The organism is Aquimarina macrocephali JAMB N27, from assembly GCF_000520995.1.
GTDB lineage: Bacteria > Bacteroidota > Bacteroidia > Flavobacteriales > Flavobacteriaceae > Aquimarina > Aquimarina macrocephali.
The window spans coordinates 21,482-33,657 of the sequence record NZ_JACA01000015.1 but is presented as its reverse complement, the minus strand read 5'-3'; the positions used below and the strand labels follow the sequence as shown (position 1 = coordinate 33,657).

Genomic DNA, 12,176 nt, shown 5'->3' with positions numbered 1-12,176 from the left:
TTGATAAAGACCAAAATATCACAATATTACAGCTGCCTAATATTTCTTCTATTAGGCAATTTTTTATCTGCCCAGTCTATTGTTTCGGGTACGGTAACAGATTCTATATTAAATCCTATTGCATCGGCTAATGTGTTTTTAAAACAAAAAGATACACAGGCTATTATTGCTTTTGCTTATACCGATCAAGAAGGTAAATATATTTTAGAATCTGATGCTACAGGAGAACTAACCTTAAGTTTTTCGGGTCTGGGATATGCTACAAAAGATGTTGCTATTATACTAGAAGATAATACAACAGTTCAAAAGGATATGATGCTATATGCTACTTCATACGAATTAGACGAGGTAGTCATACAGTCAGAAAGAGCAATCACCGAAAAAAAAGATACCATTGTTTTTAATGCTTCATCATTTAAACAAGGAGAAGAAACTGTTGTAGAGGATTTACTTAAAAAACTACCGGGAGTAGATGTCTCAGAAACCGGAACAATAAAAGTAGACGGTAAAGAGGTAGAAAAAGTAATGATAGAGGGGGATGATTTTTTTAAAAAAGGATATAAACTATTGACCAAAAATCTAGACGTAAATGCCGTAGACAAGGTTGAAGTATTAAGACGGTATTCGAATAATAAATTGCTTAAAGGTATTGAAGAAAGTGAAAAGGTTGCCTTAAACCTTAAATTGGATGAAGATTTTAAAAGAGCATGGTTTGGTACAATTTCTCCAGGCTATGGAGTAGTTTCAGAAAATAGATACGATGTTGATGCTACTATTTCTAGTTTTGGTAAGAAAAACAAATATTTTCTATTGGGGAGTCTTAATAATATTGGTGAAGATGTAACCGATGATGTACGAGGACTTATCGATGCACAAAATTATACCGAAGAACCAGGTAGTATAGGAGAAGATCAAAGAGCATATGGATTAATATCCTTGAACACTAATGTACCGGGATTAAAAAAGTCTAGAACTAACTTTAATAATGCAGAGCTGGTTTCTTTAAATTCTATTTTTAAACTTTCTTCTAAGATAGACCTAAAAGTATTGGGGTTATTTAACGCTGATGATAATCGTTTTTTTAAAGACGGATTCGATACTTTTTTTAGTAATACGACCGAGTTTACCAACACAGAAAAATATACCTTAGGTAAAGCTACACATGTTGGATTTGGAAGAGTTGAACTTAATTATGATATCTCTAATACCAAGATGTTAGAATATGAAGGGAAATATAATAGATCACGAATTGAAACAGATTCACAGCTGTTATTTAACGAAATAGAAAATAGCGAGAATTTAGAGGATGAGAATATGTTACATGATCATATGATCAAATATAGCAATAGGTTTAAGAACAATAAGGTTCTATTACTAACAGGAAGGTATATTAATGAGAAAAAACCTCAAAAATATAGGACAGATCAATTTTTATTTGAAGAGTTGTTTTCATCGGTTCAAGAGGTAGATAATGTAGAACAATTCAGTAGGAATGAACTTAATTATACAGGGATTAAAGCTCATATATTAGATAGAAAAAAGAACAAAGATTTACTAGATTTTAGTGCAGGATATGAATTTAGAGAAGATCAATTATTTTCTGAGTTCTTTCTAAAAGAGAATGAAAGCATAGTGTTTGATCCTCAGGAATATAAGAATAACACCCAATATCGAACACATGATCTATATTTGAGTACTGGGTATAGAAAGAAGTTGAATGATATAAGTGTAGCATTACATATAGAAGGGCATCAATTATTTAATTCTTTAGATGAGATCAATAAAAAACTAAAGGAATCTCCCTTTTTGATGAACTCAAAATTGGATTTTAGCTGGGAGATTAATAAAGCAAATAGGGTTTTTGCATTTGCGGAAAATAGAAATTCTAATGCTCGTATATCAGATGTGTATACCAATCATGTATTAACAGGCTACAGGAGTTTTTCAAGAGGAACAGGAGAATTTAATCAACTTAATTCTACAAGAGTATTTGCAGGATATAATCTGGGTAATTTTGGAGATAGATTCATTGCTAATATAGCATTGTCATATATCAAAGACAACGACTTTCTAAGTACTAACGCTGTAATAACTCAAAATTTCATACAAACGACAAAATTAATCATTCCTGACAGAGAATTCTATAGCGTAAATGCTGGTTTAGACCGATATGTAAGATTTATCAGAAATAATATCAAAATTAAGTTCGGGTATTCACAAGCAGAGTTTAAAAATATAGTAAATAGTACAAGTCTAAGATCGATAACAAATCAAAATTATAAATATGGTTTTGAAATAAGATCAGGTTTTAGAGGAATTTTTAACTATCATCTTGGCACAACTTGGGATACAACAGAAATTGGGACAACAATCGCAACAAATACAGCAACACAAAATACATCTTTCCTCGATCTTTCATTTGTGTTAAGTTCTAGGTTAAATTTGCAATTGCAATCTGAACGTTATTATTTTAATAATTTGGAGAATGATGATGATACCTATTATTTTTTAGATTTTGAAATAAATTACACCCCTAAAAATAAAAACTTGAACTTTTCTTTGATTGGTAATAATGTATTAGACACAAAGGTTTTTAGAAATTATTCGATAAGTGATACTAATATTTCAAGTACAGAATATAAATTATTACCAAGATATGTATTGCTTAAGGCTAGCTATAAGTTTTAAATTATCCTAAATACAGCAAAATAATTTTCTTCTTTGTTTTATTTCTTCCCTTCAGTTTTATAAAAAAAATCTTTTTTAAGGCAACATTTTTTTCCTTGAATTACCGATGATGTTTTAATTAAAATATAAGGTAACATTTATAAATTGATAAGTTAAAATTTATAAATGTTAAGTACTACACCTTTCAATACAGCATACCATTGCATTACCTTTATTGGACATAATATTTTATGATGTCATAAAATATTTTCGCGAAAATAGTCGTAAAGTCGTAAGCGACTTAAAAAAAATACAGACAAATTAATTCTTAAAACAATAATCATGTTAAAATCTATTTTAGAAATTAATGGTGTTAAATCACTAACTAGAGGTAGCCTAAAAAATATATCAGGTGGAAGAATGAGAACAGATTGTAGTATAATATTTGGTGCGTGCGATGAACAACACCCTACAAATGATGATAAGTTTGTAAAGTGTCTGAATTATAGTGGTTGTGGACCTGCTTTCTAAGATGATAATGCCAACAAGCAATAATCATAAGAACAGTACTTAAAATTTATTTTAAAAAGCCCTTTCAAGGGGCTTTTTTCTTTTCAATAGCCGGAAATAGACTTAGAACTGAATCTTATAGGTTTTAAGTTATCTTAAATACTGCAAAACAACTTTCTTCTTTGTTTTATTCCTTCTCTTCGGTTTTTATAAAAATAGTTTCTTTTTTAGGGTAACAATTTTTTTCCTTGTTGATATGATGGTATAAATCATAAAACTTTTATAACATGAAAAAAATGAATTTTAAAAAATTAGAATTAAACAAGAAGACCATTGCACAGGTAAAAGGAGGGTTGGCACACCCTATGGGACCATATAAAGAACGCGTAAAGTGGGCTGTGGGAACACATAACACATGTCAATGTGAAACTATTGCTGCACCATGTTAAATTTTATAAGCGGACTTAGGTCCGCTTTTTTCTTTGTTTTATACTATAACTAGTATTGCTTACTTAATCACTTCAGCTTTTATAAAAATATTTTCTTTTGGCCATTCGCTACCATCTGTAGGAACATTAGAGATTTTATCAGCCACATCCATTCCTTTTACAACTTTCCCAAAAATCGTATGTTCTCCATCCAGGTGAAAAGCTCCGTTTTTAGCAATTACAATAAAGAATTCGAATGGAGTTGAACGATTTGATGGATTATCTACCCATTGTTTGGATAAGGCAACAGCACCTCTGGTATGCCTCAAACCTTTTACGGGTTCCTGCGGAATGGTATAGTCTCCAATTTCATGACGTTTGTTTGCCATTTGTTGACGATCACTATTTCCTCCCTGGATCACAAAACCTTTGGCTACTCGATAGAAAAAAGTTTCATCAAAATATTTCTGTTTTACCAGATAAATAAAATTTGCTCTATGTATAGGTGTTTTTTTATTTAATTTGATATGGATATCACCATATATGGTTTTTATATTAACCAATGTCTCTGGATTTTCTTTACCATAATTAGTCAGGAATTCCTCTAGATTATCATTGGTGAGTCTAAATGGCTCTTCTTCAGAGTCTTTGTTTTTGCTGTCCGATTTCTTTTTTCCCTGTGTTGCAGTAGTATTCGTTTTTTCCTTTTTATCATTTACAGAAATTGAGTCTGTATTTGTTTTTACATTCTGTTTATTTTTCTTAGAATGTGTATCTTCACAACTAGAGAATATGAAAATAGATACGCAAAAGCATAAAATTGATTTGGTAAATGACATTTGAAACATTTAAGAATTTAATCCCAAAAATAGAAAAAATGTCAGTACCGGGAGAATCTTCCCATTTTATTATGGCTCCAGAAGCTCGTATGAAAGCATTAAATCATCTTAAAATTGAAGAGAAGAACCCTCGTAATGCTGCAGTGATGATGCTTTTTTACCCAAAGGATGCTATAACTCATCTTGTACTGATTTTACGACCCGAATATGAAGGAGTTCATTCGGGACAAATAGCATTGCCAGGAGGAAAAGTAGAGACTTATGATTTAGACTATACAGAGACCGCATTACGCGAAACTCATGAAGAAGTAGGGGTACAGCCCAATACGGTTACAATTCTAAAGTCCCTTACAAAAGTATATATACCTCCTTCTAATTTTTGGGTACATCCGTTTTTAGGGTTTTCTGAAAGAAGACCCAATTTTGTTCGCCAGAAAGAAGAAGTTGCAAAAGTTATTGAGGTTCCGCTAACAGAACTTCTTAATGAAGATAATGTAGTTTTTAAAAAATTAACTACTTCTTATGCAAAGAATATAGAGGTACCTTCCTTTGAACTAAACGGTTACGTTGTCTGGGGAGCAACTGCAATGATGTTAAGTGAGCTTAAAATGCTTTTAAAGACGTCAATAGCGTTATGATTTTGTATATTTGGCATTCCTAATACAACCGGTTTTCTACATATGGGATTATTTAAAAGAAATCCATTTGGACATATATTATTTTTTAAAAAATGGCTTATCCGTATTATGGGTGGGTTAACGCATAGTCGTTATAGAGGTTTTAATGAATTACAAATTGAAGGAAGTGAAATTTTTAAAAACCTTCCAGATAATAATGTGTTATTTGTTTCTAATCATCAGACCTATTTTGCTGATGTAGTAGCAATGTTTCATGTCTTTAATGCAAGTTTAAGTGGTCGCACAGACTCTATTAAAAATGTAGGGTATCTGTGGCAACCAAAAATGAATCTATATTACGTTGCTGCAAAAGAGACGATGAGAGCTGGATTGTTAGCAAGAATTCTAGCATATGCAGGAGCTATTACTGTAGAGCGCACCTGGAGAGAGAAAGGAAAAGATGTAAATCGCCAGGTGAAAATGAGCGATATTACTAATATTTCAAGAGCATTAGATGATGGGTGGGTGATTACATTTCCGCAGGGAACCACAAAACCTTTTAAGCCTATTCGTAAAGGGACTGCTCATATTATCAGAAAATATAAACCAATAGTAATCCCTATTGTAATAGATGGTTTTAGAAGATCTTTTGATAAAAAAGGTATTCGAATTAAAAAACGAGGAATATTGCAATCTATGGTTGTAAAAGAGCCACTGGATATTGACTATGAAAATGATTCTATTGACGATATCGTTAGTAAATTAGAGTATGCCATAGAACAGCATCCTTCTTTTCTTAAAGTAATTCCGAAGGAAGAATTAGAAGCCGAGGAGGAGTTAAATAAGAAAAGACAGTGGGAATATTAATCTTTTTAGTGGTTTCTAGCTGCTCATTTTGTTAGTTAACCAACATTTTTCATTATTATTTCTTTGATTATAATATTTGATTTCCTTCCTTTTCTAATTGTTTAATGAAATAAGAGGGATATATTCCTGTTTTTTTGTGAAAGATTACTGAAAAAGATTTTGAGTTAGTAAAACCAATTTCTTGTGCAATTGCATCAACGGTATATTTTCTGAATACTGTATCCTTCTTTAATTTATTAGTTATATAATCAATTCTTAGATCGTTAATATAATTACTAAAGTTTTTTTCCTTATGTATATTAATAACTTTAGAAAGATACGTAGAGTTCGTTTTGATTTTTTTTGCCACAGAATTTAGGCTACAATCCTTCCGTAAAAAAAAATCTTGATCTTCAAGTTTATTTAAACCTAATAATATTTGTTGTACTTTAGATTCATCTATGGAGGTTATTTTAGTTGATTTTTGTTTAATCCTAGTTTCTCCCTTAATTCTCTCCAAACGGTTGATTTTTTCTATCAAATCATTGAATCGTAAAGTATTAGATTTTTGTTTTTTAACATATAAATATCCTCCTGCCATCAACATCAAAATAAGTAATCCAGAACCAACTAGACTATATGTTTTAACTTTTTCGCTAGCATCCTGTTTGTTTTTTAAGTCCTCTATTCGATTTTGAAGCTTTTGAGAATCGCGTTCAAAAATTTTATTAGCAGTTTCATCCTTTTCTTTCTCATAGGACTCTATTAATCTCATATACTTATTGTGCCAAGAAATAGCCGTTTTAAAATCCTTTTTTTCTCCATAACAATTTGCTAACAAAAGATACGCCTGAATTACAGACATTTTATTGAAATCATTTCCTTTTGCTGTCTTTGTTATTTTTAATATATATTCGATTGCCAAATCATAGTATCCCTGCTGGTAATAACAACTTGCTATAAAATAATAGGTCAAAGCTTGAGGAAAAGAATTTCTATTAATTTTATTATTTGCTAATAATTCTTCTGATTGAAATAAATAATTAAAAGATTCATCATAATTCTTTTTATTATAATATACCATTCCTTTTTCAATGTATAAGTGAGCTAAGGTTTTTTTGTCATCAAATAGTTTACTTATTTCAATTCCTTTATCGGCAAAATATAATACAGAATCATATTCTTCTAATGCTAAATATATTTCATTACTGGTAGTCAATACACGCGAATGTATCAGTTTGTTTTTTAAATGTGAATTTTCAGTTAAACGCAAAATTCTTTGTGTAATTTTCAGTGCCCTATCCAGTTGCCCCATTCTTTTTAAAATTGTAACAATGCCAGACAGTGTAATTATTTCTCCTCTTAAATCATCTATTTTTTCTATTACATCTAAAGATAAGAAATATGCATCTAATGCTTCAGGATATTTACCGTCAAGTAAATGAACGTGACCCATACCTGTATAAATAACTCTCAGTAACTTCTCATTCTTTAGCTCTTCTGCAATAGAAGCAGCTTTTTTAAAATATTTAAGGCTTTTTGTAAAGCTTTCTTTGTTTAAAAAAAACCATGCTAAACGGATATATAACTTTGTAGTAGTGGTATCATTTTTGTGGGAACTCATCACCACTTTTTCATAAACTTTTATTTTTGTAGTATCCGAAGATCTAATCAAGTTTTCTAGCTCTTCTGGGGTTATATTTTTTAGACTATCAGGCGTTTCAAACTTAGTTTCCTGAGCATTAGTAACAATTGATATTAAAGAAAATAAAAGTAATAGAAGTAAAGAGGGGCGTTTTTTTAAATGCATTCTAATAGATCTTATATTCAAGTAATAAATGCAACAGCTATTTTTACTTTGTCTCAAAGGTATCGAATTTTTATTCTAGACAAGTAAAAGCTTTCCAGGTAAGTTGTATCGATAGGATTGTGAAAAGTAATTTTCATTTACAGGAAACAAAGAAGTAATTCAGATAATCGTAGTGGTCAATGCGAAATAGATTTGTATCAAAAGAATTGTGAATCAAACTCAATCTATAAAAAGGGATACCTATACCAGAACAGGTTGATGGATCAATATGTGGATTTTTGATGACAGACATTATTTAGGCAAAAAGTGAATACTTCTCTTGGTTTCTATCATTCTAACCACATCTTAAAATCCTTTACACGCTCTCTTGCTACAATAATTTCTTGTTCGTTAAAATGATTGAGTTTTATTTGTAATCTTGAATTGGTATAGGATATAATATCTTGTATCGCATTTATGTTGATGTAGAACTTTCTGCTTGCTCTAAAAAATTGTTGTGGATTTAATTCGTCTTCAAGAGACTCCAGAGTTGTATCGATCAGATAGTTTCTATTATCTGTTGTATGCAGATATGTTCCTTTATTTTCAGAATAAAAACATTCGATATCTTCTACCGAAAATATTTTGAGATGTTGTCCTACCTTTGTTGTGAATCGTTTTTTGTATGTGCGATCCATAGGGTTTATTAATAGCTTTTTGATATCTTCAAAATCTACCTGAAGCTGTTGTTTTTGTGGTAATTGTTCCTTGTATTTTTTTACAGCAACTTCTAACTCTTCGTCGTCTATTGGTTTTAAAAGATAATCGATACTATTTAGTTTAAAAGCTTTAAGAGCATATTCGTCATAAGCAGTAGTAAATATAATTGAGCTTTTTATAGTGATCGCATCAAATATTTCAAAAGATAAACCATCGCTTAATTGAATATCCAGAAAAATTAGATCCGGATGTTCATTAGTACTAAACCATTCTATAGATTCTCGCACAGAATGTAACATGGTATGTACTTTTATATCTAGTTCACCAAGCATTCTGTTTAGACGTCTGGCAGCAGGTTTTTCATCTTCAATAATTATAATGTTCATTCTTTTAAAGTTAGATAGTTTTAAAGTTTTAAAAAGGTAAAGAATTTATGCCTAGTGCGTATCACTCCTGATTTCACACTTTTATAGTTATCATTTTTATTCCCAACGTTGTTGTTCCGGGCCTTGTTCCTCGTCCATGTATTCTCTAATCTTACGTTCTTCCCAGTCTTTATCAAACATAGGGTTTATTCTATAAGCTTTGACTGCATGAAAAGCTAAACCAATTCCCCAACCGAATGCAGCCCATAAAAACCAAGCATAATGCCATTCATTTTGATAATAATTTAATCCGGCTAAAAATCCAATAACAATAACATAAGAGAATAAATTATTATAGAATTTTTTTAATTCTTCTACTCGTTCTTTTGCTCGTTCATATCTTTTTTCTTTATTGAAATCTTTCATGATAATTAGTTTTTAAGTTTATTGATACTGTTTTAAAAAGAAATTAAAACTTATCCTTGTCCATAAATTCTTTGATTTTACGTTCTTCCCAATCTTTGCTGAAAATAGATTTTTTAAAGAATTTTTTCAGAAAGAATCTTTCTCTAAATACCCATAATCCATGGCCTAGCAATACAACTCCCCATATTACAGGAGTTAAAATGGTATTCCAGAATTTCCAATTTCTAAACCCTGGATCATCATTATTAGCATCAACAAATATTATCAACTTAGACATGAAAAAGAATAGAGCAATATTGATTACTATATATACTACAAGGTGAGAATAGAATCCTTTTTCTTCATCAAGTCTTTTCTTTGCTTTTTCATAAGCTTTTTCTTCGTTATAATCATTCATGGTAGCTGTCATTTGATTCGTTCATATATTTTCTAATTTTTTTCTCTTCCCAATCCTTTCCTAATACTGGGTGATATCCATAAGCTTCTGAATAATGAAAGATGAGTCCGATACCCCAACCTACAATAGGAAATATTACCCAGGGAATACCAAATCCTGTTGTTTTGTAATTTAGTACAGCCAGGCAAGGGATAACGATTACATAAGAAATCAGATTACCATAAAATTCTTTGATCTTTTGTACACGTTCTTTTGCTCTTTTATATTTTATGCTTTTTGTGTGTTCTATATTTTCTGAAATTGTCATATCTGCTGATTTTATTTGTTTTGTTAATATTGGAAGTTCTGCAATAAATGCATCTTCCGTTTTATACACCGAAAATTTTCTTTTCGTTAATAGCGCGTATCGTTGTTGTACATTTCCTAAGCCTACGCCACTGCTTTGTTTTATGACTTCTTTAGGTTGAAGATTATTTTCAACGATTAAAAAATTATCTTTTTCATAGATTTTAATATGCAGAGGGTTCTCTGGCATCACTATATTGTGTTTTACAGTATTCTCAAGTAAAATTTGTAATGATAATGGTACTACTCTGGCTTCAGGGTTTAATGCTTGCTCAGGAATCTCAAAAATAATACTGTCTTCAAAGCGTAATTGTATTAAGGTCATATACGTTCGAGCAAATTTTAATTCTTCATCCACAGTGACTAATTCTTTATCTTTTTGCTCTAAAACATATCGATATACTTTTGATAATGATGTTGTAAATTTTTGTGCCATTTTTGGATTTTCCTCAATTAGCGAGGTCAATACATTAAGGCTGTTAAACAAAAAATGAGGATCTAATTGATTCTTTAATGCTGCAAACTTTGCAGAAACAGTTCCTGCTATAATCTTTTGCTCGGTAACTTTTGTCTCCTGTAATGCTTTATAAAAGTATACCGTATGAAAGAATAGAGAAATGATAACTGTTAGTAATAATGGAAACAGATAATCTTTAAAAGACTGATCAACAATAAATTCTGAGCTTGTTTGGGTTTTAAGTATAACTACAGCAACAACAAACTGGCATATTGCATACCCTACCATTGTTATGATGATAGAACCTCCGGCTCCAATTAGAACCCTTTGTAGTCCCTTGTTTTTCCATTCAAATTTATTATTCAAAACATTAAAATAAAAAGAATTAAGGTATGTTAAAATAAAACAATACATATAGGCAATAGTCCACCATTTTACAGTAAGGATTCGGTCAAAATTAAATCCATTTGCTAATAAAGTTACCAATGCGACTATCACAGAGACCACTAGGGAAATAATGGCTATTCTTTTTAAATCATTCATGTATACCTCTTTTTATTTTAATGTGATCAAGGGTGAATTTTTTAACTTTAAAAATTATCCTTTACAGTTTTCCTGAACACGTTTTACCTGATCTTTACCCCATTTTGGGTAAAATGGAATATCGTGTGATTCGTTTTCAAAATACAAGATAGCTTTTTCTATCTCAGGACAAAAGACTTTTGGGTCTTTACCGAAGAATTTTGCGCCCCCCATTTTCCATTCGGCATGGTATAAAGTAGCTCTGGGGTTTTTAGGTTCTAATACCTTTGCTTTTTGATATAATTGTTCAACTTTGGCAGACAATGTCATCCCGTATACCGAGGGATTATATGCAACATATGCTGTGTTAAGTAATGCTTCCATAATTAGTATTTCGGCATTGTCACTCGCATATGTTTTTGCTTCATTAAGGTAATCCTGAGCCTTTTTTAATCTGGATTCTATAGCTTCTGCATCTTTTATACTAAAAGTTGTAATAATATGAACTTGGGCAGCATAATAATACGGTAGCCAGTTTTCTTTTTCAGCTTTAGCAATACGTTCAAAAAGATTAATAGCCTCATCTGGGTTTTTATTTCCCCATAATTCAAAAGCTTTGGTCATTCCTTTTTCATATGATGATTGAGCATTGGTTGCAGTAATGGTAAAAAAAGCAAGTATAATAACTATTGTTTTCATGATGGTTTAGTTTTTAATTTATAGTGTAAAGATCATTAGGAAACTGATCTTTTTAAAGTAATTATGACCGAAGTGTATTTTTTAATGGATGAAATGTAAACACACTTATAATTTGATAGATTGTACGATTGCTTTATCAGAAATAGAGAACTTAGCATCTTCCCATTTTGGTGGTCCAAACTTTCCTTTTGCATTATTACTGGTCCCATATGGTTCTGTGGGGATGCTAAGAAAAGTGTTCAATTTCTGGTTATTATCCGTATCGTGATATAATGAAATAGCATACTCTCCTTTAGGAACATTTTTGAAAATGACTTCTACACTTCCGGTTTTGGCTTTGGTACTGATAGATTGGTATGTTTTATTCAGGAAATTACCTTTATTATCGTATAATCCTATCTGTATTGTACCCTTGTCGGATTCTATATTGGTGATCATAACGGTAAGAGAAAATTCTGATTCCTGAGCAATACTTGTTTTTGTACATAACATAAGTAATAGGATGATCGTAACTTTTAAAGTTTTCATAATAGTATAGATTATAGTTTT

General features: G+C 30.7%; 13 protein-coding genes. 5 read left to right on the top strand and 8 right to left on the bottom strand.

Annotated elements, in window-relative coordinates; translation table 11 throughout:
• The 3 genes from Z054_RS0111700 to Z054_RS31710 all read left to right on the top strand — a co-directional run bounded on the left by Z054_RS0111700 (position 1) and on the right by Z054_RS31710 (position 3,626).
• Complete coding sequence (locus Z054_RS0111700) at positions 1 to 2,688, top strand: carboxypeptidase-like regulatory domain-containing protein (protein ID WP_024770254.1); 2,688 nt, start codon at positions 1 to 3, stop codon at positions 2,686 to 2,688.
• A gap of 321 nt (positions 2,689 to 3,009) precedes the next feature.
• On the top strand, positions 3,010 to 3,198 hold the full coding sequence (locus Z054_RS0111695; RefSeq protein WP_024770253.1) for a hypothetical protein: 189 nt from the start codon (positions 3,010 to 3,012) through the stop codon (positions 3,196 to 3,198).
• A gap of 266 nt (positions 3,199 to 3,464) precedes the next feature.
• Positions 3,465 to 3,626, top strand: a complete 162-nt coding sequence (locus Z054_RS31710) for a hypothetical protein (RefSeq protein ID WP_158237238.1) — start codon at positions 3,465 to 3,467, stop codon at positions 3,624 to 3,626.
• A 59-nt stretch (positions 3,627 to 3,685) separates the two neighbouring features.
• On the opposite strand, the gene Z054_RS0111685 is transcribed toward Z054_RS31710, so the two are convergent.
• Positions 3,686 to 4,444: a peptidylprolyl isomerase gene (locus tag Z054_RS0111685; RefSeq protein WP_024770252.1), complete on the bottom strand. Its 759-nt coding sequence runs from the start codon at positions 4,442 to 4,444 to the stop codon at positions 3,686 to 3,688.
• A 38-nt stretch (positions 4,445 to 4,482) separates the two neighbouring features.
• On the opposite strand from Z054_RS0111685, the gene Z054_RS0111680 reads away from it, so the two are divergent.
• Together Z054_RS0111680 and Z054_RS0111675 are read left to right on the top strand one after the other, a co-directional pair.
• Positions 4,483 to 5,082 (top strand): NUDIX hydrolase, encoded by a 600-nt coding sequence (locus tag Z054_RS0111680; protein ID WP_241461409.1) that lies wholly within the window; start codon positions 4,483 to 4,485, stop codon positions 5,080 to 5,082.
• 42 nt (positions 5,083 to 5,124) lie between these two features.
• On the top strand, positions 5,125 to 5,928 hold the full coding sequence (locus tag Z054_RS0111675; protein WP_024770250.1) for a lysophospholipid acyltransferase family protein: 804 nt from the start codon (positions 5,125 to 5,127) through the stop codon (positions 5,926 to 5,928).
• A gap of 67 nt (positions 5,929 to 5,995) precedes the next feature.
• Here Z054_RS0111675 and Z054_RS0111670 read toward each other — a convergent pair whose 3' ends face one another.
• From Z054_RS0111670 to Z054_RS0111640, 7 genes are all read right to left on the bottom strand, one after another.
• On the bottom strand, positions 5,996 to 7,717 hold the full coding sequence (locus Z054_RS0111670; RefSeq protein ID WP_024770249.1) for a helix-turn-helix domain-containing protein: 1,722 nt from the start codon (positions 7,715 to 7,717) through the stop codon (positions 5,996 to 5,998).
• Positions 7,718 to 8,046: 329 nt separating this feature from the next.
• Positions 8,047 to 8,802 (bottom strand): LytR/AlgR family response regulator transcription factor, encoded by a 756-nt coding sequence (locus Z054_RS0111665; RefSeq protein WP_024770248.1) that lies wholly within the window; start codon positions 8,800 to 8,802, stop codon positions 8,047 to 8,049.
• Positions 8,803 to 8,898: 96 nt separating this feature from the next.
• A complete protein-coding gene (locus Z054_RS0111660; protein WP_024770247.1) occupies positions 8,899 to 9,207 on the bottom strand; it encodes a 2TM domain-containing protein in 309 nt (102 codons plus the stop codon).
• A gap of 43 nt (positions 9,208 to 9,250) precedes the next feature.
• Positions 9,251 to 9,604 carry a 2TM domain-containing protein gene (locus Z054_RS0111655; RefSeq protein WP_024770246.1) on the bottom strand — a complete coding sequence of 118 codons (354 nt, stop codon included), beginning with the start codon at positions 9,602 to 9,604 and terminating at the stop codon, positions 9,251 to 9,253.
• Positions 9,597 to 10,949, bottom strand: coding sequence for a 2TM domain-containing protein (locus Z054_RS0111650; protein ID WP_024770245.1), 1,353 nt, complete (start codon positions 10,947 to 10,949; stop codon positions 9,597 to 9,599). Before Z054_RS0111650 ends, Z054_RS0111655 begins: the two co-directional genes overlap by 8 nt.
• Before the next feature lie 54 nt (positions 10,950 to 11,003).
• Positions 11,004 to 11,627 (bottom strand): hypothetical protein, encoded by a 624-nt coding sequence (locus Z054_RS0111645; protein ID WP_024770244.1) that lies wholly within the window; start codon positions 11,625 to 11,627, stop codon positions 11,004 to 11,006.
• A 105-nt stretch (positions 11,628 to 11,732) separates the two neighbouring features.
• The gene (locus Z054_RS0111640) at positions 11,733 to 12,155 is read right to left on the bottom strand and encodes a DUF2141 domain-containing protein (RefSeq protein ID WP_084050295.1); all 423 of its coding nucleotides are present in this window, start codon (positions 12,153 to 12,155) and stop codon (positions 11,733 to 11,735) included.
• Positions 12,156 to 12,176 lie beyond the last annotated feature (21 nt).

What these genes read in the sequence shown, in the direction of transcription:
- Z054_RS0111685 (WP_024770252.1), bottom strand. Translation starts at nt 4,444, where the DNA reads ATGTCATTTACCAAATCAATTTTATGCTTTTGCGTATCTATTTTCATA.
- Z054_RS0111665 (WP_024770248.1), bottom strand. Translation starts at nt 8,802, where the DNA reads ATGAACATTATAATTATTGAAGATGAAAAACCTGCTGCCAGACGTCTA.
- Z054_RS0111670 (WP_024770249.1), bottom strand. Translation starts at nt 7,717, where the DNA reads ATGCATTTAAAAAAACGCCCCTCTTTACTTCTATTACTTTTATTTTCT.
- Z054_RS0111655 (WP_024770246.1), bottom strand. Translation starts at nt 9,604, where the DNA reads ATGAATGATTATAACGAAGAAAAAGCTTATGAAAAAGCAAAGAAAAGA.
- Z054_RS0111675 (WP_024770250.1), top strand. Translation starts at nt 5,125, where the DNA reads ATGGGATTATTTAAAAGAAATCCATTTGGACATATATTATTTTTTAAA.
- Z054_RS0111650 (WP_024770245.1), bottom strand. Translation starts at nt 10,949, where the DNA reads ATGAATGATTTAAAAAGAATAGCCATTATTTCCCTAGTGGTCTCTGTG.
- Z054_RS0111645 (WP_024770244.1), bottom strand. Translation starts at nt 11,627, where the DNA reads ATGAAAACAATAGTTATTATACTTGCTTTTTTTACCATTACTGCAACC.
- Z054_RS0111680 (WP_241461409.1), top strand. Translation starts at nt 4,483, where the DNA reads ATGTCAGTACCGGGAGAATCTTCCCATTTTATTATGGCTCCAGAAGCT.
- Z054_RS0111660 (WP_024770247.1), bottom strand. Translation starts at nt 9,207, where the DNA reads ATGAAAGATTTCAATAAAGAAAAAAGATATGAACGAGCAAAAGAACGA.
- Z054_RS0111640 (WP_084050295.1), bottom strand. Translation starts at nt 12,155, where the DNA reads ATGAAAACTTTAAAAGTTACGATCATCCTATTACTTATGTTATGTACA.
- Z054_RS0111695 (WP_024770253.1), top strand. Translation starts at nt 3,010, where the DNA reads ATGTTAAAATCTATTTTAGAAATTAATGGTGTTAAATCACTAACTAGA.
- Z054_RS31710 (WP_158237238.1), top strand. Translation starts at nt 3,465, where the DNA reads ATGAAAAAAATGAATTTTAAAAAATTAGAATTAAACAAGAAGACCATT.